Here is a 23,417-nt window from a genome sequence, read left to right as displayed (position 1 = left end):
CCTGGTCGGATACGTATTCAGCCACGGGACGCGAACGTAGCTTGGTGGCAGTACGCCGCCGAATCGGCGGACCACCCGTCCGCTTGGAGGATCACCATGTCAGCGCCACTGCGGTTTTCCGCATTCGTGATGAATACGACCTCGCACATCCTGCACGGGGCCTGGCGATTGCCGGAAGCACAACAGACACGGTTCAATTCGCTCGACCACTGGGTGGAGCTGGCGAAAACGCTGGAGCGCGGCAAGTTCGACTACATCTTCTTCGCGGATGTGGTCGGGCTCTACGACGACTACCAGGGGTCGTGGCGGAAATTCGTGGAGAGCGGCCTACAGATTCCGAGCAATGATCCGACGGTGCTCGCCTCGGCACTGGCCTACAACACCGAGCATCTCGGCATCGTGCTCACCAATTCGATCCTGCAATCGCATCCGTTCGATTTCGCGCGCAAGATCTCCACCCTCGACCATGCCTCGAACGGCCGCATCGGCTGGAACATCGTCACCAGCCTGTCCGGAAATGCCTGGCGCAACTTCGGTTTCGATGAGATCACCGCGCACGACGAGCGCTACCGGTGGGCCGACGAATACGTCGATGTGGTCTACAAACTGTGGGAAGGCTCATGGGACGACGGCGCACTCATCCAGGACAAAGCGTCGGGACTGCACGGCGATTTCGACAAGGTGCACAAGATCAATCACGACGGCAAGCGCTACCGCGTGGAAGGCCCGCACCTGGTAGCACCGTCGCCGCAGCGCACGCCGGTACTGTTCCAGGCCGGTTCCTCGGCGGCGGGACGGCGATTCGCGGCCCGGAACGCCGAAGGCCAGTTCATCGTCTCGCCGAACCCGGCGGCGGCGAAGGCATTGATCGACGACACCCGCCGCCTGGTCGCCGAGAACGGGCGTGCACCAGAAGATCTGCAGTTCTTCCAGGGGCTCTCGTTCGTCATCGGCAGCACCGAGGAAGAAGCGAAACGCAAGGCCGCCGAACTGGACGAAGTACTCGACCCGAACACCATCATCGCGCACGCGGCAGGCGGACTCGGCCACGATCTCGGCCACTACGACCTGGACACCCCCATCGGCGACATCGAGACCGAAGGCACCCGCAGCACACTCGCCTGGCTGCACGAGGCCGTACCCGACCGCGAGCCCACCGTCCGCGACCTCGCCCGCCTCCGCAGCCATCACGGCAGGATCGTCGGCACCCCGGAGCAGATCGCCGACCGACTCGCCGTCTGGCGCGACGCCGGAATCGACGGCGTGAACGTCACCAACGCCACGATCCCCGGCAGCTTCACCGAGTTCATCGACCACGTCCTGCCCGTCCTCCGTGACCGCGGCCTGGCCCGAACCGAGTACGCCGAAGGCACCGCCCGCCGCAAAGCCACCGGCCGCGATCTCCTCCCCGACTCCCACCCCGCCGCTACCTACCGAGGCGCCTTCACCGATTCCTGACCACCAGCCGCGCCACCAGTGCCCGAGGTCCCTCGAAAACCGAACGAAATCGGTTGCGCTCCGCTGCGGAAATGCCGTTTGCCGCTGCCGCTGCTTCCCAACGCTCAGTCGCGGCGAATACTTCGCCCAGCGCTGCGCGCGCTCGCTCGACCGAAAGACCGAAAGCGTCGGCCGCTTTCAAGAGTGCATCGAGTTCCTCGGCCGGGTCGCTGGCACCGCCGATGGACGTCACACGTTGCTCCGCGAGTTCGGGGTTCGGGTTCACGTCGAACGCCGGGGCAAGTAACCATCCGGCGTCGCCGCGGAGAAAGCCGTGATTCCGCAGATGGTCGTCGGTGTTGTGGACGGCGATATTGAACGCGATCCGCCGCCACAGTTGGGCCAAGTCGGCATTCGGCCTGGCCGCGCGTTCCGGGATAGCCTCGGCCAAGTCGAGGTAATCCACGCTTTGGCCGTCGCGAGCCTGCAGCATGGTCATCGCGCTGATATAGCCGATCCGGGTGCCGGAGTCGCGGTCGAATCGTTCGAGGATCAGGACTCCTTTCCCATCGACTCGCTGTAGTGAGCGGACCGGCACACTGATGCCTGCGTTCTCCGCGAGATCCAGGACGGTCTTCTCCCACGCCATGACATCCCAGCGGTCAGCGTGATGCGGAAACTTCGCAATACACAACCGGTCGCCGTCACGAACGGACGCCTTGGGGCGCGCGCCGCCGAGCGTTGCCGTCCCGGCCGCCAGCAGCATCTTCACGTCATCGAAGCCATCGTCACGAGCGACATGCTCGGATGCGCGAAGCAGCGCGGGAAGTTCGATCGCTCGCGGCACCTCCGAGTCCGGATCGAGAAACAGATCGCTGTCCGGCACGGCGAACCGCAAGGCGCCCTGCCGAGTGAAATCACTGACCCCGGTCATGTAATCGACGTCGGTGACCGCTCGGCTCCGCGCCTTGGTGGAAGACTGCTCCGATCGGATCCGACGGCGAATCAGGTTCTGTCCCCACCGGTCGGGCGCCACAGTCGGCGAATGCACCCGGAAGCCCCGCGACGTGGTGCTAGCCCTGGTACAGCGGCAACGCCGGATCGAGCTCGTATGCGCCCGGCAACCGCAGGTAGTCGTGGCTGTAACGAAATGCGGTGGTCAGGGCGCCACGATGCGTGAAATAGGCGACCCCGGCTTCGATTGAGCGGCCAGCCAACTCGACACAGACGCGCAAGGCCTCGGTCATCGACGGACACGCTCCGGAAGGCGCTGGTCGGCCCTGGCACGGCCGAGGTCGGTTTCGTACGGGTCGATGGCGGTGACCACCTGGTCGAGCTGACCGAGCACGCGCAGCACGTTCAGATATGTCTCCATGGACACCCCCAACTCACCAGTTTCCAGCCGTCTGTACGTGGATCTGGCAACACCAGCACGTTCGGCCACCTCTTCGGCGGTCAACCCGAGCAACTTGCGCCACGCATTCAGGTACGCCCCGATCTCCCTGGCCGCCCGAACGGTGCGCGCCGACGCACGACGCTTCACACTTCCTCCTTTAAGGATCGTAGATGACTCACTATACCGTTTACCGGCTCACATATGAGTCGGTAACTTTCCGAAACCGCGTCCGCGCCGAGAGAAGCCAATGGTTCACATATAAGACGCTAACCACCTCGAGGAGTGATCTGCGCGCCGTTGAGATCGGCCCGCAACGCGCACCGTTGCCCCGGCTGCCGGATCGGTCACCAGGACACCGTGAGCACCAGCCGAAGGTGCGGCCACGCAAAGCCACCTGTTGCCACCCTGCCTCGAACCCACCTACCGAAGGCGCGCCTTCACCGACCCCTGACCTGCTTAGATCGGGCACTTCAAGAAGACGAAGCGAAAGCCGCCTTCGACCGCGTGTACGACTCCGTCGCCGCGAAATGGCCGGTGCCGTCGACCATTCGTGACATCGAGACCTCGTTCGGCACCACCAGGGTGCGCGAATCAGGCAGCGGTGAGGGCGCGCCGATCATGCGTTTGCCGGGCACCATGGGTAACGGTCAGATCTGGATCAGATCTGAGGTGGGTTCACCGAAGCGCTGTCGCGTGAGCACACGGTGTACACACCGGATGTCATGGGATGGCCGGGGCGCTGCCAGCAGACGGTGCCGCTGCACGACGGCGCCGACATCGCGAAGTGGAGAGCGAGGTGCTCGACGGACTGGAGGTCGAACGGGTGCACCTGGCCGGAAACTCGCTGGGCGCCTGACTGACCACCCTGGTCGCAGTGCACCGCTCGGACCGATTGGCGAGCGCGACACTGCTGGAGCCGGGCGGTGCGACATTCGGCAAGCCGGACTGGCGCGTACTACTCGAGTTTCTGGCAGCGGGTATCCGGCCGACGCCGGAGCGGATGCGGAAGCTCAACCGGTGGCTGATGCCCAGGTACGACATGGATGACGAGTCCTTCGCCATGGCGCAGGCCGCGGCGAAATTCAAGCCGGGGATGCCGTGGGAACGCACGCTCACCGATGACGAGCTCGCCGAGATCTCCGCACCGATGTTCGTGCTCTTCGGCGCCGAGACGGTGGCCAACGATCCGGAGATCGGGGCCGCCCGCGCCCGAAGGCACATCCCCTCGGCTCAGGTGGAGATCATGCCGGACATCGGCCACGACCTACTGTGGGCGAACGCCGACGACGTCATCCCCCGGTTCCTCGCCTTCGTCGCCAGCCACGACCAGGTCGAGGCATAGCCGAACCGAATACTTATGTGAGAGTTCGCGTTCGGGGCCGACCCGGGAAGATCGCGGGAGCACCCAGGAGTGGTCTCCGCGCGGCAGCAGGTCGGCCCGAACGCTGTCAGAATCGGATCATGATACGAATGCCGTTGCGCTAGGACGGTATTCGTCTTCGCACCCAGCGCGATCGTCGGGTCAGCGTAGCTCCACGGGCGCGGATCGATGGTTCATCGTCACGTTCCGACTGACGCTCGCGCGCGCCGAGCGGCGTTGCTGGCGCGGATGGGTGATGCCGACCAAGGCGTCCGAGAGGAAATCCGACATCTCGATGCCGAGCTTGTCGGTGACCTTGCGCAGGACGAGGGCGAGGGCGCGGCCCGGGGTGCTCGCGTTGCTCTGCAATCTGATCGGTGCGGGAGCCATGCCTTCGATATCGACGTGACAGAGATAACCGAGGTCGAGCCCGAGCGGATCGAGCCGGGGTGTCGCGACGGTGACGAGCACTCGCTTTCCCGCTGCAGACAGTCGCCTGGTTGCCAATACCGAACTTTCCCCAAAAGTCATAGCCACACCCTATGGCAATTCACAGTTCTCGCGCGCAACATCGCGGCGTGGCGACACGCGATTACCGGAAACTGAACCAAAGTCCAGCTGGTACATGTCCATTTCACTTGTGCGAGAGTATGTTTGGCATGCTGCGGGTGGCCCATTAGATCGATCGCCCCGCACCGGGGACAGCAAGCTCAACGGGCGTGGCGCAACCGGAGAGCAATCACCGAGTCGACTAATTTAATTGCGCTGGAACAGATCACAGCAACCGAACGCTCGTCCTGGTATTTCGGTGTCGCGAAGGCCTCGATCGCGAATTACCGCCTGGTCACGGATCTGAAATCCCTGCCGCAAAACCCGACACAACAGACCATAGGGACCGCGCGGTGATTATCCGAAACCACGGCGGCCCAAGGCTGTTCAGGACAGCCGCGCACTACTCAACGCTGCGGATCGAGCCGATACCCCAGACCACGCACCGTCACCACAATGCTCGGATCCGACGGATCGCGCTCGATCTTGGTGCGCAGTCGACGCACATGCACATCGACGATCCGCTCGTCGCCGAAAAATCCGCGATCCCACACCCGGTCCAGCAGCACCGAACGACTCAACACCCGCCCCGGTGTCTCCGCCAGCTCACACAACACCCGAAACTCGGTGTGCGTGAGGTGTAGCTCCTCCCCGCCGCGCGCCACGATCCCCCGATCCGGCCACAGCACCACCGGCGCCGACTCGTCGCCGTCCAGGTCGGCGTCGAGCACCACCTCGTTCTCCTGCGGCGCTTCGCGCTCGGCGGCCTGACGTGCCCGCCTGCGCAGCGCACGCATGCGCGCGGTGATCTCCTTGATCTCGAACGGCTTGGTGACGAAGTCGTCGGCGCCCGCCTCGAGCGCGGCCACCACATCGTGGGTGTCGTCGCGTGCGCTCACCACGATGATCGGCACATCGTGCTCGCGGCGGATCTCCCGAATACAGGTGAAACCGTCCATCCCACCGAGCATGAGGTCCACGATGATCACGTCGGGCGCACCGTTGTCCCGCAGTTGAGCCAGCGCGTCCTCGGCCTCTTCGGCCTCGGTGATCTCGTACCCCTCGTCCTCCATGGCGAGCCGTAGCGCGCCACGAACCCGAGCGTCGTCTTCTACGATCATCAGGCTCGCGCCCATAAGTCATTCCCATCGACAATGGACTCGGCACACGGGCGAGTCGAACCGCCATCGGAGTGAATCGACCACAGCGACTCGACCCTCGACATCGACCCCAAGCAATTCTCCAGCATATCGGCGCCTCGGGCAACCCGCCGCGAGACCGGCGATCACGCCGATGTCGACAGGAATTCCCACGTCAGAGCGCTGGAGGCGGCGCAGTCCCCCGTGGATCGTTGGCGCCAGCGCTGGCAATGCCATGCGTACAGTGACGTGCCGACCGTCCGTAGATCGGCAGGCGGTTGAGCTGGCGTCACCCCACATACCACCTGGGCACACAACGCGCAGACCAAGCGAGCAACCACACGTTGTGCCGCTCCGATGGACCGAGAAAACTCCTGAACACATCGCGTTACCGGAGAACTACCCGGATGCGCCGCGCTGGTGGGGTGTACATGGTCTTCTGGTCGCTGCCCGGCGCGCGGCCGAGGCCGAGCTCGGCGTGCCGGCCAGGCCACCGACAGCCGGGTGGGAAAGCCCGCACTCATGAAACAGGCACTGGCTCAGCCGGATTCAGCTGAGCCAGTGCTCTCGTGGATTGAGTGGTCGAACCGGTTACCTACCGATCGCGACCGGACTGCTGCGACAACCGCTGCCTGCTGGTGCGGGCCTTGCGGCGCTGCGCCTGCAACTCGGCGAGCTCCTGCTCCAGAATCTCGGCGATGCGCAACTGACCGGTGTCGTAGAGGTCCGACGGCGCCGACGCGGAGTCGGTCCCCAGCCGCTTGGCCTCGGCCTTCTTGGCCTCGGCCGCGCGCTTGGCGTCCGCGGCGGCCTGCCGCTTGGACGGCGGGGTGCTCGGCCGCTCGACCGGCTTGGCGGTCCAGATATCGGCCGCGGCCGAAGCGTCGATCCTCGGGCTCGTCGGCGTGGGCTGCCGCGCGGCGGGCTGCTCTTCGAACCGCGTGGCGGCGGGCTTCACGACAGCTTTGGACGGACTCGACCCGCTCGCCGGTGTCGCGGCGGCGGGTCGGCTGCTCGGCTCGGGCTTCTTCGGCTCCGCAGGTCTCGCGGGACCATTGCTGCTCGAGGCACTGCTCGACGACGCGCTGCTCGTGGACGCGGCGGGCCGTGCCGCAGGCTCCGGTGCGGCGGCCTTGGGCACGGGCTTCGTTGGCGCAGCGGGCTTTTCGGTGCGCTGCGGGCCCGCCGACTTCGATGCCGCGCTCGACTTGGCAGGCTTCGCCGCGGCCTCGGCGTTCTTACTCGCCGCGGGCTTCGCGGTGGCCTTGGCCTCGGCCTCGGGGACGCGCTTGGGAGTCGATCCCGACCGCGAAGCGGAAGTGCCTGCGGCAGCGGACTTTTGCGCCGCTGCGGTCTTCTTCTCCGCCGCCACGGAATCGCTCTTACTCGACGCAGCGCCGTCGGAGCCCTCCGCCTTCGCCGAACGCTTCGAGGTGGCGCCGCTGTCCTGCGCCTGCGAATCCTCCGACCCCGCCTCCAACGCCTGCACCGGCGCGAGTTCGGTGATCTCGGCGTCCTGTGTGTCCTGCGGCGGTATCCGTACCTCCGAAGGCACCCGAACCCGGTAGCTCGACGCCGAATTCACGGTGCGGCGAATCTGCTCGGCCGGATCAGGCATGTCGCGCACCTGATCGGTCGCACGCGAAATGGCAAGACCGAAGCGACCACTCGCCGCATTGTGAATGAGCAACGCGACGCCGATCATCACCGGCGCGATGGCGTGCACGGCGGCGTCGTACCACAGCCGGTCGCGCATGTACGGGTAGGTGTTGAGGGCAACGGTCAACGCGAGCAAGCAGAACTCGGCGACGGCGACCTGGCGGCGGTTGTCCACCACACCCCACTCGGCGACCTTGTTCGTGCCGATCATGATGATGATCAAGCAGACACTGATCATGCCTTCGAGCAGGTAACTGAACCAGTACAGCGGATCACCCGGACCGCCGGGAGCGATGTTGTGCTGAACGTTGACCGCCGACCACAGCATGCCCGCGCCCACCACGCCCGCCAACGCGCGCAACGACCACGACCGATGCCGATACAGTGACGCCAGTTTCGCGTGCGGGCTCGATTCCCGACGCTGGGCGGCGATCGCCTTCCTGGCTACCAATAAGTCTCGAATGTCGGCCTTCTCGATCTCTTCGGTGGTCTGCCTGGCCCGATCGGCCGCCGATGCCGAGGCCTGCGCTTGTTTCCAGCGCTGGCCGCGCTCCTGTCCACGAATCCGTTCGGCCAGTTCGCGTTCGGCGTGTAGCTCGTCTTCCGAAAGCGCCTCGGTCAGCGCGGGGTCGAACTGGTAGGCGAGCCTGCCGCGCGCCTTCTCGACTCGCTGCGCGAGCTGCGTGACATCGTCCTCGGGGTGCTCGATGGTCATCGCGACTCCCGCCGAGGGAGATTCGATGGCAGACAAGTGATCACGGGTGGGAACGGCACATCCTCATTCATAGTCGATGCACCGTGGTCGGCGAAACTACCGATTTGCCACCGCGGCGAACAAATCGGCGTACCGCGCACGCCACGCGCGCGGCGATGCGAACCCACCGCCTCGCTTCGAATGCTGCGGCACCGCGCTGACGACTGCGGAGACGCCCCGGTCCGTACCATCACGACGGAATCTCCCACCTATTTCACTGCTTTCGTGGCTCTCGTTTCTACGACCTGTGTGCACGGCCCGAGTCCGCTGATCGGCCGAGCCGACAATCCGACACGGTAATGATGTCCGCACAACCCATAATCATCAACTTCGGGCGCGTCGCGACCGGTTCGCCGACCGAATCCGGCACCCGTCAGCGTATCCGCGCATCGCACGGGCAAATGTACTCTCCCCGAAAACATTCCGCGCGGTCCCACCGACATTGTCGGTTTCGGACAGAATTGGGCACCGGTTCACAAAGTTCACCTCGTGTCGAGCCGTTCGCGCTTCCCGGGCGCCTCGGTCGGGTACACAGACCTCGAGCACCGACTTCGTGATCGACCGATTCGAGCGGACACACGTAGCCTGGGTAAGGACGAGTGGGCACGCGTTCGGCAGCGACTTCTTCCCTCCCCAGGTCACCTGACCAGCAATCTTCATGTTCAACACAGCCACGCCGTGCCCCCACCGCATGTCTTATGGATAATCGACACCCGTGTCTTGTTGTCCTCGCCGATTCGGCCGAGTCGGTTCGGCGAGCTCACCCGAGCTCTGCCGGATCCAATTCGGTCGTCGCTGACATCGGGATCGAAGCCGACATGCGACGAGAGGAGCGACACCAGTGTCGAGACCAGCGGAGTCCCGAATCGAGCCGGCGGTGACCAGCGCCGTACGCCCACGGGCGCGCGCGCAGTACCGCAGTGATCTCGACGGGCTGCGTGGCGTCGCGATCGCACTGGTCGTCTGCTTCCACGTGTGGATGGGCCGGGTCTCCGGCGGTGTCGACGTGTTCCTCGTGCTGTCGGGCTTCTTCTTCACCGGCATGCTGCTGCGCCGCGTCGAGACACACGAGGCGGTCGGTTACCTGCACACCGCCCGGCGCACCGCACGCAGGCTGCTTCCGGCGCTCGCGGTGGTCTTGACCGCAGTAGCGATCACGACCGTGATCGTGCGACCGTACACTCAGTGGGGCGATATCGCCGCCCAGACGGTCGCCTCGGCGCTGTACTACCAGAACTGGCACCTTGCCAACGCGCAGCTCGACTACGCGGCGGCGGACCCTTCGGTCAGCCCGTTGCAGCATCTGTGGTCGATGTCGGTGCAGGGCCAGTTCTACGTGGGGATCGTGATCGCCGTCGGACTGTGGGCGTGGTGGAGTCGCCGCCGTCAGCTCACCGACAGCACGCGCAGGACCACCCTGTTCGGCGTGCTGCTCGTGATCGGCGCCGTCTCGCTCTGGTACGCGATCGAGGGCGCCCAGCAGCACCAGTCCTGGACCTACTACGACACCGCCGCCAGGGTGTGGGAACTGCTCGCTGGCGCCGCGCTGGCCGTAGCCGCGCCGTGGATCAAGCTGCCGAAGATTCTGCGTACGGTGTTCGCGCTTGCCGGCATCGTCATGGTTTTCGCCTGCGGGCTACTCATCGACGGCGCCGCCCACTTCCCCGGCGCCGCGGCGCTGTTCCCGGTTGCCTCCGCGGTGTTCTTGATCACCTCGGGCATGAACGTCGACGCCGAGCGTCAGCCCTGGGTGAACCGGCTCCTCGCTACGAAGGCGTTCACCGAACTCGGCGCCATCGCCTACGCGCTGTATCTGGCGCACTGGCCCATCCTCATCTTCGTTATCGCCGAAAGAGGAACGGCATCAGCGGGATTCGGCGGCGGACTGCTGATCATCGGTATCTCGCTCGTGGTCGCGTGGCTGATTCAGCGCCTGGTGGAGACGCCGCTGCGACGTAAGCAGGTGACCGACGCGACGACCGAGGCCCGAACTCCGCGCTATCGCAGGTCGGTCGGCATCGTTGTCGGCGTGGCCGGTGCCGCGGTGCTCATCTCGACGATCGGCTGGCAAGTGGTACTGAAGGTGAACTCGGCCGAACCGCCCGCCGCGCTGGACAACACGCTGTATCCGGGTGGGCAGGCGCTGACCGACGGTCTGCCGGTCCCATCGGCGACCATGCGACCCTCGGTCTTCGAGGGCGGCGCCGACGCGCCATCACCCACCTACGACGGCTGCATCACTCCCGACCGTGAGGTACGCACCTGTATCTACGGTGACGCGGACGCGACGAGAACCATCGCACTGGTCGGTGGTTCGCACTCCGAACACTGGCTGCCGGCGCTACAGACCCTCGCCGACGAACATTCCTTCCGCATCGTCACCTACCTCAAAGAGGGCTGCCCGCTGGTGCTGGTGGATGAACCCTCCTACGCCGAGGCGCCGTTCCCCGAGTGCCACGAGTGGACGACCGAAGTGCTCGACCGGCTCACCGAAACCCGTCCGGACTGGATCTTCACCATCTCCACGCGCTTTCGCCCGCACGAGGACGGCGACTTCGTGCCACCGGAGTGGTTCCCGATCTTCTCCGAACTCCAGGACCGCGACCTGAATGTCCTCGCCCTGCGCGATACCCCGCGACTGCGGCGAGCCGGTGTGTTCTACCGCGCCGTCGATTGCCTGGCCCACCACGGCAACTCGGACAGTTGCGGTATCGACCGCAGCGTCGCACTCGACCCCGTCGACCCCGGCGCGGAACTGGCCGCCTCCTACCCGAACGTCTTCCCGTTCGACCTCTCCGACGGCATCTGTCTGGCCGAACGCTGCCGCGTCGTCGAAGGCAACGTGCTGGTCTACCGGGACGAACACCACCTCACGGCGAGCTACGCGCGCTCGCTGGCACCCGCGCTCGGGCGCCACATCAGCGAGATCACGCACTGGTGGTGAGCTCGAGCTGACGCGAGCGCTGCTGGCGACTGGTCGAGAACGCGGTTCGGCCAGCGGGTCGGGTCAGCGTGCTCGAAGAGTCACCGGTATAGCCGAAGGCGACAGCACGAAGTCTCGATTCGAGGCGCGCACCACATATTTCGGGTCCGCCGTCGGATGCCAGCGGGCCAGGAATGCCGCCGAGGCCAAGGTGATCTCCAGCAAGGCGAAGTGATCGCCCATGCACCGGCGGCGTCCGACACCGAAGGACAGGTTGGCTTTCTTGTCGATCTCGTCGGCGCGTTCGGGCGACCACCGGTCGGGGTCGAACACCTCGGGATTCGGGTAATACCGCTTGTCGTGCTGAATCATGTAGGGGCTGAACATGATCGCCGCGCCATCGGGGATGACGATGCCGCCCACCTCGGTGTCGCCGTCGGCGGTTCCCGCGCTGATCCACGGCCCCCAGAACCGCAGTGTCTCGGAGACAACCTGTTTCAGGTAGGGCAGCTTGCCGATGTGCTCGGCCGACACCGGACCCGAGCCGATGACGACGTCTAGTTCGGCGTAGAGGCGCTCGGTGATATCCGGTCGCCGCATCACCTCGTGCCACAACCACCCCGTCAGCGAGGCCATCGAACCAACGCCACCCGCGAGCATCAAGATCGCCTCGTCGATGATGTGCTCGTCCGACAGCGTTTCGCCGGTCTCCGGATCGGTATGCCGGATCAGCGCCGAGACCACATCGTTGAAATCCTCGTCGCGACGGCGATATTCCGACACCACGTCGCCGATCGCCGCCCGCAGATGGCCCGCCTTCTTTCGCCAGCGGTAATTCGCGAGCACCCGCAGCCGACGCACCTGCGGAGGTAGCGCGGTCCGCACGATGACCTGGCTGAGCAACCACGGCACGTTGTCGCGGATCTCGCGGCGCGCGGTGTCGCTGAAGCTCGCGGTGAACAAGGTCGAGGACACGGTGTCGAGTACCAGCCCGTGCACCTCGTCCATCAGGTTCACGCGCTGTCCCGCTGGCAACCCCGCCGACCATCGTTCGGCGATGTCGGCGGCGGACCTGGTGTATTCGACCAACCGAGTCTGGCGCAGCGCGGGCGCGATCATCCTGCGCCGCTGCTTGTGTTCGGCGCCGCGCAACACATTCACCGATCCGCCGGCGACATCCTCGATGGCCTCGCGCAGGTCGTCACGATTGAGTTGGGCCGCACCCAACCCGACCTCGCGCACCAGATCCGGGGTGGTGAGCAGGTATCCGGTCTGCTGACCGAAATACACCCGCACGATCGGCCCGAGCTGCGACAGCGGCGTCACGAATCCCGGCGCGTCCAACAGCGAGCGCACACCGTGGCCCACCAGCGGCAGCCGCCCCGGCGCGGTGGGCACCTCGGAAAGGCTACGGGGCAGCGGGAGTTCGGGCGCGTGTGCGGCCTCGTCAACGGCTTTGCGATACACCGCGACGGCCGCCTCCACCTGACGGGATTGGCGCACCGAGTCACGGTGGGCGTCGAGGGCGGCGCGCATCGCGGAGCGCGCGGCGGGGTCGGCGGCGAGATCGGCGAGTGTCGCGGCGATCGCTTCCGGCGAGGCGTCGGCGGTGCGGACACCGCCGCCCGTCGGCACCGTTTCGCCGAGCGCGGGATCGCAATAGACGACGGGCAGTCCGACGGCCACCGCCTCCAGCAACACCATGCTCTGGGTGTCGCTGCTGGCCGAACTGAGCAGCAGCGCGTCCGCCGTTGCCATGGCGGCGAGCACTTCGGCCTGGCTTACTCTGCCGTGCAGACGGATTCGGTCGCCGCAGCGGTATTCGTCGACCAGGCGTTGGGCCACATCGTGCAATTCACCCTCGCCGTAGACCTCGAGGACGCAGTTCTCGACGCGGCGCACCGCGTCGATCGCCTCGAGCACGCGCTTGTCGGCCGACATCCGGCCACTCCATACCAGGCGAAGGCGAGCATCGGGCTGCGCGAATACGGTCGGCGCAGTAGACGCAGTGCGCGCGAGAGCGTCGAGTAGGTCGTCATCGACACCGTTGGAGACCACGTGCAGTGGCTTGGTCAGCCCGTGCGCGAGCATCAGATCGGCGAAGTGTCGGGTCGGGGTGATCACGTGGTCGGCGACCTGCGCCTGCGCCACCATCGTGCGCCAGGCATGGCGGGCCGCACGGCTTTCCACCTCCTGCGGGCGATGCGGCATCTGCCCGTCGTGCGAAACGAATCGCCCGTGCAGCGAACGCATCGCGAGTGCCGCGAAATACGGTGCGGGAGAGTTATTTTCGATGAAGGTATCGTCGCGACTCTGCGCCGTGTGCACCAGCGGAAGGCCGTGTCGACGGGCCGCGCGCATTCCGGCGATCGCGACGCCGTAGGTGGTCTGGGTATGCACGACATCGACCGGACCGCGCTCGGCGAAGGCCGCGTCGATCAGCGCGGCATTGCGCTTGGACGGCAGCACCACGGGAAACCCGTTCACCACCGACGAGATCGGCTCCAGCGTCACCACATTCGGCGAATCATCCGCCGGTGCCCTACCCGCCAACGGCGCGACGAACAACGTCACCCGATGACCCGCGCGTTCGATTCCCCGACACAACGCCGCCACCGCGGTCTGTACCCCGCCCAGCGTGGTCGGGTGATAATCCATGAAGATCGCGATGTGCACAATCGCCACTGTAGGCGATCACCCACCCCCACCGGAGCCCCCAATTCTGCCTTTGAACGGCGATGCCACGGTGTCATCGAACCCGCGCGACAGAGCACTCCAATGCCGCGCGGACCTGCCACACGAGCGGCTACCGACCGATGCACCGAGGGCAGCCACCGAAACCCCGAAACGAACCAGCCGCCGCGCGGTGTGAACAAATCACGCGGACGAACGATGTCATGTAGGAAGCGACCACGAACAACAACAGCGTCAACGCACCATGGCAACACCACGCGGCCCCCGAACAGCACACCCGCCCACGACAGCCCGCAACTCCCCCAGCGCACCACTCTGACAACGCACCCCACCCACCACTCGCAACTCCCGCCACGCAGCCCCCACCCCGACGCGCCACTCCGACACCCCGGATGCGGTACCTCCTCTCCTCCAACTTTGCGTTCAAGCCGGTGCGGCGCCCATTCCACCCCGGCATAACGACAACACCCCGCAACCCACAACCGCCGCACCCACCACTAACCCACCACCTCAGGAGCCGCCCGAACACTTGTTCCGAGCGTCAGCGAGACCGGCACGGTAAGTTCGCGGCCGTCTCGCTGTTGAGTGCCCGTTTCGTAGGCGACGCAGGAGCAAGAAACGGGTACTCAACAGCGAGACTCAGGGCCGCGAACCACGCGGCGCCAGCCGCCAAAAAACACAGCGAGGAAGCACTCGCCCCCGCGTACCACCCCGTCCAACCAGACCACCACAAGCACACCCCTACCACCCACACCACTCCAAAACACCGCGCCCAGAAAGAGAATCGAGCACCGTTGAAAATAGCGATCCCGCTCACCGGCACCCGCGGTGACGTCCAGCCCGTGGTGGCACTCGGCGTAGAACTGCGCCGCCGCGGCCACGAGGTCCTGATCGGCGCCCCACCCAACCTGGTGGACTTCGTGACGGGAGCCGGACTCGACGCGCGCGCCTGCGGTCCCGATATCCAGCAGCTCTACAGCTCCGAGCAAGGCCAGAAAGCACTGGCGGCGGGTAACACCTTGCGTCTGATGCAGATGGTGGCCCAGCAGATGTCGGGCTACGCCGAGCAGATGAACAGCGAGGTCATCGACGTGTGCGCGGGCGCGGAGCTGATCGTCTCCAGCACGGTGACCGAAGACCGCGCGAGTTCGGTCGCCGAGGCGATGGGTGTGGCGCAGGTGAGCATGCATTACTATCCGTGCCGCTACAACAGCGCCTATCCGTTCCCCGGCGCGCTGCCCGCGCACTGGACGCCCCCCGCCATGGTGAACCGCGCGACCTGGGTGTTCGCCGAAAATCTGCGCCGCGTGGTGTTCATGCGGTACCTCAACGACCTGCGAGCGAAGCTGGGGTTGCCAAAATCCTTCGAGAGCACCGCCGGTGTCCTCGCTCGACGCGGCGTCCCCGAGGTGCAGATATACGATCCCGCACTGGTGCCGGGGCTGCCCGAACAGTGGGACGAGCGCAGGCCGTTCACCGGATTCCTCACCCTCGACCATGCCACCCGCGAAGCCGTCGGCGACCTCGCCGGTGATCACGCGAGCATCCTGTCCTGGATCGATGAGGGCGAGGCTCCGGTGTTCTTCGGGTTCGGCAGCATGCCGATCAAGGACACCGCGGCCGTGCTCGCGATGGCCGACAAGGTTTCGGCGCGATTCGGGGTTCGTGCACTGGTCAGCGCGGGCTGGAGCGACCTCGACGCCGCCAATGCCCAGGTCGGCTCGCACGTGAAGGTGGTGGGGCCGTTCGCCTACGACCGGGTGTTTCCCCGGTGTCGCGCGGCGGTGCACCACGGTGGCATCGGCACGTTGTTCGAGAGTTTGCGGGCCGGTCTGCCGACGCTGGTGTGTTCGGTGTCGTTCGAGCAACCCATGTGGGGTGGGCAGGTCGCGCGCCTCGGTGTCGGCGAGCATATGCGCTTTACGCAGCTCACCGAGCAACGGTTGGCCGACGGTGTCGCCACCCTGCTCACCCCCGAAATTCGCACGCGTGCGGAGGAATTCGCGAAGACGCTGAGCACAGCGGATGCCTGCGCGCGCACCGCCGACATTATCGAAGCCGCGGCGGGGTGAGCGGGGCGATGGGCTACGTCGTCGCGGACTCGATGACGATGTCGCTGCGTTGCGCACGCCACACCCTGCGCAGCCGCGACACCCTGGTGATCTCGATGCTCATGCCGGTGCTGATGATGTTGCTTTTCACCTACGTCTTCGGCGGGGCGATCGATGTCGGCGGACCGTACCTGGATTACGTGGTTCCGGGAATCATGTTGTTGTGCACGGGGTTCGGGTCCTCGATCACCGCGACCGCGGTGTCCACCGATATGACCAGGGGCAGCATCGACCGCTTCCGCACCTTGCCGATGTTCCGCCAGGCGGTGTTGGCGGGACACGTGATCGAGGGGCTCGCACGCAATCTGGCCGCGATCGTCGTCGCGGTACTGGTCGCGATCGTGCTCGGCTACCGACCGCAGGCCGGGCCGGTGGGGTGGTTGGCGGCACTGGCACTGATCACGCTGTTCGTGTTCGCGATCTCCTGGGTCGCGGTGGCCATGGGTCTGCTGGCGAAGAACCCGGAGGCGGCGGGCGGCCTGACCTACGCGATCATGTTCATCCCCTACATCAGCAGCGCGTTCGTGCGCACCGAGTCGATGCCGGGCTGGCTGCGTGGTTTCGCCGACTACCAACCCGCGACCCCCATCGTGGAGACCGTGCGCGCGCTGCTCAACGGCACCGGCACCGCGCGCAGCGTGGACCCCGTGTTCGCCGTCGGCTGGTGTGTCGCGCTCGTACTCGTGGGATTCGCCTGTGCCAGCGTGGTATTCGGTCGACTGCCGCATCGCTGAGCAACCCCGACCCGGCGCAGGACTTTGTCGCGGCGTGACCCGTGCGAGACCCAAAGCCCTCCGCGCCCGCCCGTACCGGCAGTAGGCTCGACTCGACCGCATATCAGGGGCGTGCGGTGACATCAGCTTTTTCGTGGGAGACGGCGCCAGGGGGCCAACCCGACGACAGGAGCACCATGGATCTGGGCTTGCATTACTGGAACTATTCCACCCCGTCCGAGCCGGAACTGATCGCGAGCACACTGGCACAGACCGCGCGGATCGCGGAGCAGGCGGGGTTCGCGCAGTTCACCGTGATGGACCATTTCTTCCAGATGGAACAGGCCGCCGAAGCCGACGAGCCGATGCTGGAGGGCTACACCACCCTCGGTTATCTCGCTGCGCTCACCGAACGAATGCGGTTGGGACTCTTGGTCACCGGCGTCATGTATCGCTACCCCGGCCTGTTGGCGAAGTTGGTGACCACGGTGGACGTGCTGTCGGGCGGCCGGGCCGAATTCGGCATCGGCGCCTCGTGGTATGAGCGTGAGCAGCGCGGGCTCGGAGTTCCCGTGGTGCCGGTCGCGGAGCGGTTCGAACGGTTGGAGGAGACGCTTCAGATCTGTCTACAGATGTGGAGCGAGGACAACGGCCCGTACAAGGGCAAGCATTATCAGCTGGCGGAGACGCTGTGTGTGCCCGCACCGCTGGCACGGCCGCGGCCGCCGATCCTGATCGGCGGCGGCGGTGAGAAGAAGACCTTGTTATTGGTCGCGCGCTACGCGGACGCCTGCAACCTGTTCGCCTCGTCGCCGGAGGATGTGGCGCACAAGCTCGAGGTGTTGCGCGCCCACTGCACGGCCGAGGGGCGTGACTACGACGCGATTCGCAAGACCGCGCTGTATCTGGGTTCTCCGCTGGATGCCCCCGATGATTTCCTCACGGCCACCGAGCAGTACACCGCGCTCGGTATCGACCAGTTGGATGTGATGCCCGACCGGCACCCGGTGGCGTTCACCGAACAGCTGGCCGAAAGGGTGGTCCCCCGGGTGATCGGCCGCTGACGGTTCGCACTCCGTCACGCATCGACGGTTCGATCAAGCCGTGGGACCGGACGCGGGATCCTGCGGCGAAGTGGGAGCGTCTTCGGCACTGAATACGGGGCGATGATGCGCCTCGCTCGGATCCGTGGCGGTGTACACCTCGATGGGAATGGTGTCGTGACTGAACAGCCCTGGCACAGGCCCATTTTCCTGACTCATCCATCGAGCGTCCTCCCTCCGGCCGCGAATAGCCAATCGGCGCGGCTTCCCGGCTGGTCGCGGCACCACTCGTCCCAACAATGCGCCCTTCGCACGGTGGTAGCGTGGGAGGCGGAATCTCGGATTCGCCTTCCTTGCCTGCGGCTTCGCCTCACCGTCGTCGGCCTCACCCAGCGACTGACCACATCGCGTCCGACCACATCGCGTCCGACCACATCCAGGGTCGCCTACCGCGAGCGACTCCCCCGCGCAGCCGATCCGCCCGAAGAGGACACATGGCAATCACCGACGTCCCCGTCTACGCGCACCTGAGTGCCGACGACATCGCCGCACTCGGCGCCGAACTCGACGCGGTCCATCGCGATATCAGCGATTCGCTCGGCACCCGCGACGCCGCCTATATCCGGCATACGATCCAGTTCCAGCGCCTGCTCGACGCCGCGGCGCGGCTCGTGATCGGTGTCGGACGCGGCAAGACCAGCCTTACCGTCGGGACGGTGGCGCTGGCCACCGCGAAGAGCATCGAGAACATGGAAATCGGGCACAATGTCTGCCACGGCCAGTGGGACTGGATGAACGACCCGGAGATTCACTCCGCCACCTGGGAGTGGGACATGGTCGGGGTGTCCAGTCAGTGGAAGCACGCGCACAATTACCGTCACCACGTCTACACCAACGTGCTCGGCATGGACGACGACATCGGTTTCGGCGTCATGCGGGTCACGCGTGATCAGCGCTGGCGGCCGAGTCATCTGCTGCAACCGGTGCAGAACCTCCTGCTCGCCGCCACCTTCGAATGGGGCATCGCGTTCCACGATCTCTACGCCGATCGTGAACGGATCGCCGACCGCGTCGAGAAGATGACGATGGCGAAGGCGTTGGTGCGCAAGACGCTTCGTCAGGTGAGTAAGGATTACCTGGTGACGCCTTTGCTGAGCGGTCACCGGTGGCGACGTACCCTTTCGGCCAATGCCGCCGCGAATATCGTGCGCAACGTGTGGGCGTATGCGGTGATCTTCTGTGGGCACTTTCCCGACGGCGCCGAGAAATTCACCCCCGAGGCGTTGGCGGGCGAGACCAGAGCCGAGTGGTACTTGCGCCAGATGCTCGGCACCGCGAACTTCGACGCGGGACGGCTGATGGCCTTCGCCAGCGGGAACCTCTGCTACCAGATCGAGCATCACCTGTTCCCCGACCTGCCGAGCAACCGGTACGCCGAGATCGCGGTGCGCGTGCGCGCGTTGTGCGACAAGTACGACCTGCCCTACACGACGGGGCCACTGTTGCGGCAGTACCTACTCACCATGCGCACGATCCATAAACTCGCGCTTCCCGACAACTTCCTCACCGCCACCTCCGACGATGCTCCCGAGACCGCATCGGAACGCAAGTTCGCCGACGCGGGGCAGCTGATCGGTGCACCCACCCACGGGCTGGTCACCGCGTTGCGTGCGGCGAAGCCGAAGCTTAAGCAGCGCTCGCGGCGCAGAGCGACGCGCGTAGCTCGGGTGCACGGCGCCGGTGCGGGTGTATTGCGCGCACTGCGCATGCTCACCATGGCGGGCACTCCGGTCACCGGGTAGAGCGAGCGGCGCGCGGACACACCGTCACGTACCCGCTCGAGGCGTCGAACGCCGGGGGCAACCGTCGGTCTGATCAGAACAGCGTCATGGGTTCGGTGTGTTCCGGCTGAGGTAGGTGCTCCAGTTCATGGACGCTGGCACGCACTTCGTCGTGGAAGCGCCGCGCCAAGCGCAGCGAGCTCGCGTTGTCGGGCGTGTGCACGAAGACCGTCGGCGAGCGCCCTTCGCGCAGCCACTCGGCCGAGGCCGCCACCCAGGGTTGCCACCCCTCGACGGTGCGTTGTTCGTCGTCGCGGCCGTGATATCGCACGATCGGGAATTCGGTGAGCGCACGCATCCGCCTCGGCACCCGTGGCTTCTTCGTCCACGCCTCGCGCTCGGCCGCGCTGGTGGGTCGAGCGCCGAAAAGCGTTGTGGTGTCGAACGGCACCCATTCGGCGCCGACGCGCGCGAGCACTCGCTCCAGGTCGCTCGCGCGCCGCTCGTCGTGGAAGAAGTCCTGATGACGGACCTCGACGGCATAGCGGTAGGAACGCGGAAGGGCGCGCAGGAAACCGGCCAGCGCACCGAGATCGGTGGGACCGAACGCGGCCGAAAGCTGGATCCACAGCGCGTGCGTGTGCGGCTCGAGCGGTTCCAGTGCCGAAAGAAACGCGCGCAGCCCGGCACTCTCACCGCGCAATCCTTGGTCGTGGGTCACGGTTTTGGGCAACTTCGGCAGGAAACGAAACTCCTTCGCCCCCGTCAACTGCTCAGCCCAGGACTGCGCGGTCTGGCGTGACGGTGTGGCGTAGAAGGTGGTATTGCCCTCGACCGCGTTGCACCAGGTCGCGTAGGACCGCAGTCGCTGCCGTGCCGAGGTCTCTTGCCATGCCGGGTGCGCCCACATCGCGCAGCCCACGTGAAGCCGCATCCGGCGACGGTAACGCAATGGCGCGCGCGGACTGTAGTCGACGAGCTCCCCGCAGCGCCAGGAAAACCCCGAACAGGTTCGATAGTACTGCGGCACAATACTTTTCCGATCACGCTCGGCCGAGCGACGGTCGACCGACAGCACCGTTGACCTCGAGTGCGGTTGAGGGTGCATGCTGACGATATGACCAACACCGCGGAGTTCTGGAATACCGTCTACGACAACGACACGGCCCCCTGGGTGATCGGCCGCCCGCAGCCGCAGATCGTCCAACTCGAGCAGGACGGCCTGATCCGAGGCCGCGTACTCGACCCTGGCACGGGCGCTGGCGAGCACACGATCCTGCTGACCGAACGCGGCTACGACGTGCTCGGCGTCGACCTCTCCCCCAGCGCGGTGGCGTACGCGCAGCGCAATGCCGCCGAAAAGGGCGTGCCGAGTGCGCGCTTCCAGGTGGCGGATATGGTGCGCGTCGGCACGGAGCCGGGCATCATCGCCGAGGCCGACGGCACGCCGCTGACTTTTGACACCATCATCGACAGCGCGCTGTTCCATGTCTTCGGAGCGGGCGAGGACCAAGCCGCGATCGCGGCCTACGTGCGCAGCTTGCACGCGCTGCTGGTTCCCGGCGGGCACTTGCACGTCCTGGCCCTGTCCACTGCCGAGGAAGGCTTCGGCCCGAGGATCGGTGAGTCGGTGATCCGCGACGCCTTCGCCACCGGCTGGGAGATCGAAGACCTGCGGCCTTCCACCTACCTCGGTCGCGTCACCGACCTGTTGCCGCAGGAGGAACTCGCACAGGTCACGGTCGCCGAGGACGGCATCGTCGAGGCCGCCGCCTGGCTCGTCCGGCTGCGCCGCCTCTGATCGCAGACCGCTGCGCCCGCTCGCCGTCCGTCAGCCAGCACCCAGTGGGAAAGTGCCAGATCACCATTGCTGGCGATCCGGCCGTGGCGGCCCGGGCGGCGTCGGCGTTGTCGACGTCGTCGTAGCGCGTCGAAGCGCGGGCGGTAACCCTCGACCGAATCGAGGCCCTGCACCTCGACCTCGGCCCGCGCCAAACTCCTCGTCCGCGAGCAGCCGCCGGATCTCGGCGATCCGCGCCTGCACGAAGTCGCGATCGTGTTCTCCGGTGAAGGCACGCAGGAGTGCGGTTGCCTCGACACCGAGCAGGTATGCCAACGGATGTTCGTAGATCATGGGCGCCGACGCTGACCGCGCTGGCGACGGCGATCCACCGAGTTCCACCTGCCCTGCTCGCACACGGGCAACACCGCGACGCCCAAAGATTGCTAAAAGTTAGCCATGTCCATAGGCTGCCTGCAGGCTCTGTGGAAACCACCACAGGGGCGCCCCTGCCGACACCGCACCGGATTCGCGCATTCTTCTCGAACACCGGATGCCTCGAACGCGATCCGGCCGAAGCGGTTTCGACCAGCAGCACCGTCAGAGCCGAATTTCCCGACAAAACTGGACAAACCCAACTTGCAGAACGGTATCCGGTTCCGGATGCGTAACGACGATCCGCCGGGAGCGGATGCACCTGTCGGGCCGGTAAACTACGGCGCGGGATAGTACGTCAGGGGTGCGTCACGGGGAAGCGCACGGTTAGCACAGGAGAAACATGTCGAGTCGCCGCTTCCGACCCAGTGTTGCCGGAGGTTTCCTCCTGGCAACGGTGCTGGTGGTTGCAGCATGTTCATCGTCATCCACCGAGTCGAAGGCACCGGCATCCACCGGACCGTTACCCGCACCGATCACGGTGACGCCGGGTGGCGACACGAACAATGTGGACCCGCTGACGCCGGTTCAGGTGACCGCGGGCGACGGCATGCTGACCAAGGTTTCCATGACCAACGAGGACGGCGCCCCGATCGAGGGCATCCTCACCCCGGACAAGACCGCATGGAAGCCGACTCAACCCCTCGGCTACGGCCACACGTATTCGGTCGCCGCCGAAGGTCTCTCGATCACCGGGCCCACCAGTGCCAAGAGCAGCTTCGCCACCCTGAGCCCGGGAAATCAAACGAAGGTCTACTTCACCACCAGCGGCGGCAACGCGTTGACCGACGGCGGCACCTTCGGCGTCGGCACGGTCGTCGTCGCGCACTTCGACGAGGCGGTGCCCGACCGCGCGATCGCGGAGAAATTCCTCTCGGTGAAAACCGATCCCGGCGTGGAAGGTTCCTGGTACTGGCTCGATGACCAGAACGCGCATTGGCGCCCCCGCGAGTACTACGCGCCGGGCACGAAGGTCACCGCGAGCGCGAATGTGTACGGCCAGGAGCTAGGCGGCGGCCTATATGGCCAGGAAGACACCAGCACCAGTTTCACCATCGGACCCTCACACGTCTCCATCGCCGACGACAACACCAAACAGGTGTCGGTCTACGAGAACGGCCAGCTGATCAGGACCATGGCGACCTCGATGGGCAAGGGCGGCACCGAAGTCGTCGGCGGCACCACCTTCAGCTTCTGGACCCAGCCGGGTGTCTACACGGTGATGGACAAAGCCAATCCCGTGATCATGGATTCCTCCACCTACGGCCTGCCGATCAATTCGCGGCTCGGCTACAAGGAGGAGATCTTCTACGCGACTCGCATCAGCACCGACGGCATCTATCTGCATCAACTCGATTCCACCGTGTGGGCCCAGGGCAATACCGACACCTCGCACGGCTGTCTGAATCTCAATGCCACCGACGCGAAATGGTTCTTCGATTTCGCGGTTCCCGGGGATGTCGTCGAGGTGCGCAATACCGGCGGCGCCCCGCTCGAGGTCTGGCAGAACGGCGACTGGGGGATGCCGTGGGAGGAATGGGTCGCCGGCAGCGCGCTGGCCTGACGTACGCGAAAGTAATCCTCGCCACGCGGGAATTCGCGCGCACTTGCGTAGGCTCATGAGGTTCATGACGAGCCGAGGT

At 65.9% G+C, this 23,417-nt stretch carries 19 protein-coding genes; 9 read left to right on the top strand and 10 right to left on the bottom strand.

What is annotated here, in order from left to right; genetic code table 11:
* Window positions 1-96: 96 nt before the first annotated feature.
* A complete protein-coding gene (locus ABEA50_RS24835) occupies window positions 97-1,458 on the top strand; it encodes an LLM class flavin-dependent oxidoreductase (protein ID WP_345498346.1) in 1,362 nt (453 codons plus the stop codon).
* Here the strand turns inward: ABEA50_RS24835 and ABEA50_RS24830 are convergent.
* The 3 genes from ABEA50_RS24830 to ABEA50_RS24820 all read right to left on the bottom strand — a co-directional run bounded on the left by ABEA50_RS24830 (window position 1,445) and on the right by ABEA50_RS24820 (window position 2,980).
* A complete protein-coding gene (locus ABEA50_RS24830) occupies window positions 1,445-2,371 on the bottom strand; it encodes a type II toxin-antitoxin system HipA family toxin (RefSeq protein ID WP_345498344.1) in 927 nt (308 codons plus the stop codon). The genes ABEA50_RS24835 and ABEA50_RS24830 overlap by 14 nt on opposite strands.
* A 139-nt stretch (window positions 2,372-2,510) precedes the next feature.
* Window positions 2,511-2,684, bottom strand: coding sequence for a hypothetical protein (locus ABEA50_RS24825; protein WP_345498343.1), 174 nt, complete (start codon window positions 2,682-2,684; stop codon window positions 2,511-2,513).
* Window positions 2,681-2,980, bottom strand: a complete 300-nt coding sequence (locus ABEA50_RS24820) for a helix-turn-helix domain-containing protein (protein ID WP_345498341.1) — start codon at window positions 2,978-2,980, stop codon at window positions 2,681-2,683. The genes ABEA50_RS24825 and ABEA50_RS24820 overlap by 4 nt, the downstream gene beginning before the upstream one ends.
* A gap of 727 nt (window positions 2,981-3,707) precedes the next feature.
* On the opposite strand from ABEA50_RS24820, the gene ABEA50_RS24815 reads away from it, so the two are divergent.
* The gene (locus ABEA50_RS24815) at window positions 3,708-4,175 is read left to right on the top strand and encodes an alpha/beta fold hydrolase (RefSeq protein WP_345498339.1); all 468 of its coding nucleotides are present in this window, start codon (window positions 3,708-3,710) and stop codon (window positions 4,173-4,175) included.
* Window positions 4,176-4,355: 180 nt separating this feature from the next.
* Here the strand turns inward: ABEA50_RS24815 and ABEA50_RS24810 are convergent, their stop codons facing one another.
* From ABEA50_RS24810 to ABEA50_RS24800, 3 genes are all read right to left on the bottom strand, one after another.
* Window positions 4,356-4,724, bottom strand: a complete 369-nt coding sequence (locus tag ABEA50_RS24810; protein WP_345498337.1) for a hypothetical protein — start codon at window positions 4,722-4,724, stop codon at window positions 4,356-4,358.
* A 425-nt stretch (window positions 4,725-5,149) separates the two neighbouring features.
* A complete protein-coding gene (locus tag ABEA50_RS24805; protein ID WP_345498335.1) occupies window positions 5,150-5,878 on the bottom strand; it encodes a response regulator transcription factor in 729 nt (242 codons plus the stop codon).
* Between the two features lie 598 nt (window positions 5,879-6,476).
* The gene (locus tag ABEA50_RS24800) at window positions 6,477-8,255 is read right to left on the bottom strand and encodes a hypothetical protein (RefSeq protein WP_345498334.1); all 1,779 of its coding nucleotides are present in this window, start codon (window positions 8,253-8,255) and stop codon (window positions 6,477-6,479) included.
* 880 nt (window positions 8,256-9,135) lie between these two features.
* On the opposite strand from ABEA50_RS24800, the gene ABEA50_RS24795 reads away from it, so the two are divergent.
* Entirely contained in the window at window positions 9,136-11,238 is a 2,103-nt protein-coding gene (locus ABEA50_RS24795; protein ID WP_345498332.1) for an acyltransferase family protein, read from the top strand.
* Between the two features lie 63 nt (window positions 11,239-11,301).
* Here ABEA50_RS24795 and ABEA50_RS24790 read toward each other — a convergent pair whose 3' ends face one another.
* Window positions 11,302-13,893 (bottom strand): cytochrome P450, encoded by a 2,592-nt coding sequence (locus ABEA50_RS24790; RefSeq protein ID WP_345498330.1) that lies wholly within the window; start codon window positions 13,891-13,893, stop codon window positions 11,302-11,304.
* 812 nt (window positions 13,894-14,705) lie between these two features.
* On the opposite strand from ABEA50_RS24790, the gene ABEA50_RS24785 reads away from it, so the two are divergent.
* The 3 genes from ABEA50_RS24785 (at window position 14,706) to ABEA50_RS24775 (ending at window position 17,799) form a co-directional block, all read left to right on the top strand.
* Window positions 14,706-15,983, top strand: a complete 1,278-nt coding sequence (locus ABEA50_RS24785) for a glycosyltransferase (protein WP_345498329.1) — start codon at window positions 14,706-14,708, stop codon at window positions 15,981-15,983.
* Between the two features lie 8 nt (window positions 15,984-15,991).
* Complete coding sequence (locus ABEA50_RS24780; protein ID WP_345498782.1) at window positions 15,992-16,756, top strand: ABC transporter permease; 765 nt, start codon at window positions 15,992-15,994, stop codon at window positions 16,754-16,756.
* 176 nt (window positions 16,757-16,932) lie between these two features.
* Complete coding sequence (locus tag ABEA50_RS24775; protein ID WP_345498327.1) at window positions 16,933-17,799, top strand: LLM class F420-dependent oxidoreductase; 867 nt, start codon at window positions 16,933-16,935, stop codon at window positions 17,797-17,799.
* Between the two features lie 33 nt (window positions 17,800-17,832).
* Here ABEA50_RS24775 and ABEA50_RS24770 read toward each other — a convergent pair whose 3' ends face one another.
* Window positions 17,833-17,997, bottom strand: a complete 165-nt coding sequence (locus ABEA50_RS24770; RefSeq protein ID WP_345498326.1) for a hypothetical protein — start codon at window positions 17,995-17,997, stop codon at window positions 17,833-17,835.
* A 275-nt stretch (window positions 17,998-18,272) separates the two neighbouring features.
* Here ABEA50_RS24770 and ABEA50_RS24765 point away from each other — a divergent pair, with 275 nt between their 5' ends.
* On the top strand, window positions 18,273-19,580 hold the full coding sequence (locus tag ABEA50_RS24765) for a fatty acid desaturase family protein (RefSeq protein WP_345498324.1): 1,308 nt from the start codon (window positions 18,273-18,275) through the stop codon (window positions 19,578-19,580).
* A 73-nt stretch (window positions 19,581-19,653) separates the two neighbouring features.
* Here ABEA50_RS24765 and ABEA50_RS24760 read toward each other — a convergent pair whose 3' ends face one another.
* Window positions 19,654-20,493: a DUF72 domain-containing protein gene (locus ABEA50_RS24760; protein ID WP_345498322.1), complete on the bottom strand. Its 840-nt coding sequence runs from the start codon at window positions 20,491-20,493 to the stop codon at window positions 19,654-19,656.
* Window positions 20,494-20,676: 183 nt separating this feature from the next.
* Here ABEA50_RS24760 and ABEA50_RS24755 point away from each other — a divergent pair, with 183 nt between their 5' ends.
* Entirely contained in the window at window positions 20,677-21,360 is a 684-nt protein-coding gene (locus ABEA50_RS24755) for a class I SAM-dependent methyltransferase (RefSeq protein ID WP_345498320.1), read from the top strand.
* A 60-nt stretch (window positions 21,361-21,420) separates the two neighbouring features.
* Here ABEA50_RS24755 and ABEA50_RS24750 read toward each other — a convergent pair whose 3' ends face one another.
* On the bottom strand, window positions 21,421-21,693 hold the full coding sequence (locus ABEA50_RS24750; RefSeq protein WP_345498318.1) for a hypothetical protein: 273 nt from the start codon (window positions 21,691-21,693) through the stop codon (window positions 21,421-21,423).
* 424 nt (window positions 21,694-22,117) lie between these two features.
* Here ABEA50_RS24750 and ABEA50_RS24745 point away from each other — a divergent pair, with 424 nt between their 5' ends.
* Window positions 22,118-23,338 carry a L,D-transpeptidase gene (locus ABEA50_RS24745; protein ID WP_345498316.1) on the top strand — a complete coding sequence of 407 codons (1,221 nt, stop codon included), beginning with the start codon at window positions 22,118-22,120 and terminating at the stop codon, window positions 23,336-23,338.
* The last annotated feature ends 79 nt before the right edge of the window (window positions 23,339-23,417 follow it).

It is taken from the genome of Nocardia callitridis, from assembly GCF_039543305.1.
GTDB classification, from domain to species: Bacteria; Actinomycetota; Actinomycetes; order Mycobacteriales; family Mycobacteriaceae; genus Nocardia; species Nocardia callitridis.
Note: the sequence above shows the minus strand (reverse complement) of the source record. Positions and strands in the feature narration are given on the sequence as shown.

Excerpts from the sequence above, each read along its gene's own strand:
- ABEA50_RS24750 (WP_345498318.1), bottom strand. The coding sequence starts at position 21,693 with ATGATCTACGAACATCCGTTGGCATACCTGCTCGGTGTCGAGGCAACC.
- ABEA50_RS24770 (WP_345498326.1), bottom strand. The coding sequence starts at position 17,997 with ATGAGTCAGGAAAATGGGCCTGTGCCAGGGCTGTTCAGTCACGACACC.
- ABEA50_RS24775 (WP_345498327.1), top strand. The coding sequence starts at position 16,933 with ATGGATCTGGGCTTGCATTACTGGAACTATTCCACCCCGTCCGAGCCG.
- ABEA50_RS24755 (WP_345498320.1), top strand. The coding sequence starts at position 20,677 with ATGACCAACACCGCGGAGTTCTGGAATACCGTCTACGACAACGACACG.
- ABEA50_RS24780 (WP_345498782.1), top strand. The coding sequence starts at position 15,992 with ATGGGCTACGTCGTCGCGGACTCGATGACGATGTCGCTGCGTTGCGCA.
- ABEA50_RS24810 (WP_345498337.1), bottom strand. The coding sequence starts at position 4,724 with ATGACTTTTGGGGAAAGTTCGGTATTGGCAACCAGGCGACTGTCTGCA.
- ABEA50_RS24805 (WP_345498335.1), bottom strand. The coding sequence starts at position 5,878 with ATGGGCGCGAGCCTGATGATCGTAGAAGACGACGCTCGGGTTCGTGGC.
- ABEA50_RS24760 (WP_345498322.1), bottom strand. The coding sequence starts at position 20,493 with ATGCGGCTTCACGTGGGCTGCGCGATGTGGGCGCACCCGGCATGGCAA.
- ABEA50_RS24825 (WP_345498343.1), bottom strand. The coding sequence starts at position 2,684 with ATGACCGAGGCCTTGCGCGTCTGTGTCGAGTTGGCTGGCCGCTCAATC.
- ABEA50_RS24800 (WP_345498334.1), bottom strand. The coding sequence starts at position 8,255 with ATGACCATCGAGCACCCCGAGGACGATGTCACGCAGCTCGCGCAGCGA.
- ABEA50_RS24830 (WP_345498344.1), bottom strand. The coding sequence starts at position 2,371 with ATGACCGGGGTCAGTGATTTCACTCGGCAGGGCGCCTTGCGGTTCGCC.
- ABEA50_RS24765 (WP_345498324.1), top strand. The coding sequence starts at position 18,273 with ATGGCAATCACCGACGTCCCCGTCTACGCGCACCTGAGTGCCGACGAC.
- ABEA50_RS24835 (WP_345498346.1), top strand. The coding sequence starts at position 97 with ATGTCAGCGCCACTGCGGTTTTCCGCATTCGTGATGAATACGACCTCG.
- ABEA50_RS24745 (WP_345498316.1), top strand. The coding sequence starts at position 22,118 with ATGTCGAGTCGCCGCTTCCGACCCAGTGTTGCCGGAGGTTTCCTCCTG.